We start from the raw sequence: 765 nt of genomic DNA, 5'->3' as shown, positions 1-765 counted from the left end.
GGCTTGCTCGCGATGCAGGCAACGCGGTGCGCGACTTTGACACCTTGTCGTATCCATCGCGAGCAAGCCCGCTCCCACAATGAGTCAGGTGATTTAAACGCTGACGTGTAGACGCACGTCGACGTTGCCGCGGGTGGCGTTGGAGTAAGGGCACACCTGGTGCGCAGCCTCTACCAGCGCTTGGGCGTCGGCTTGCTCAAGGCCCGGCAGGCTGATGTGCAGGTCGATGTCCAGACCGAAACCGCCCGGGATCTGGCCAATACCCACGTGGGCCGTGATCGAGGCGTCGGCCGGAATGCTGCGCTTGGTCTGGCTGGCGACAAACTTCAAGGCACCGATAAAGCAGGCCGAGTAACCGGCGGCAAACAGTTGCTCAGGGTTCGTGGCTTCACCGCCAGCACCGCCCAGTTCTTTTGGCGTGGTCAGCTTGACGTCGAGGACCTTGTCACTCGAAACAGCGCGACCATCACGGCCACCGGTAGCGGTTGCAACAGCGGTATAGAGAACGTTCATGGCGGTCTTTCCTTACAAGAGAAGTGTCTGATGAGGTTTATCTTTAGCGCTAATTGTTTGCGCGCTAAGCAGATGGCTGAAAATTAGCGCTCAAATAGTTTGTGCGCAAGTTATTTTTTCAAGGCGCACCCAAAACAGATCTATCTAATTGATCTAAAAGACTATTTATTTTCAGGAAGCAAGCTGACTGTAGGAGCGAGCTTGCCTCGCGATCTCTTGATCTTTAAAAATCAAAAGATCGCGAGGCAAGCT

The 765-nt window shown here is 54.9% G+C and carries 1 protein-coding gene; it reads right to left on the bottom strand.

All coding sequences use genetic code 11. The annotated features are described in order from the left end of the window. Positions 1 to 93 precede the first annotated feature (93 nt). Positions 94 to 513 carry an organic hydroperoxide resistance protein gene (locus QMX84_RS26315; RefSeq protein ID WP_262126567.1) on the bottom strand — a complete coding sequence of 140 codons (420 nt, stop codon included), beginning with the start codon at positions 511 to 513 and terminating at the stop codon, positions 94 to 96. Positions 514 to 765: the final 252 nt, after the last annotated feature.

The organism is Pseudomonas sp. PS01297 (assembly GCF_029959305.1).
Classification (GTDB): domain Bacteria; phylum Pseudomonadota; class Gammaproteobacteria; order Pseudomonadales; family Pseudomonadaceae; genus Aquipseudomonas; species Aquipseudomonas helleri.
Note: the sequence above shows the minus strand (reverse complement) of the source record. Positions and strands in the feature narration are given on the sequence as shown.

Excerpts from the sequence above, each read along its gene's own strand:
- QMX84_RS26315 (WP_262126567.1), bottom strand. The coding sequence starts at position 513 with ATGAACGTTCTCTATACCGCTGTTGCAACCGCTACCGGTGGCCGTGAT.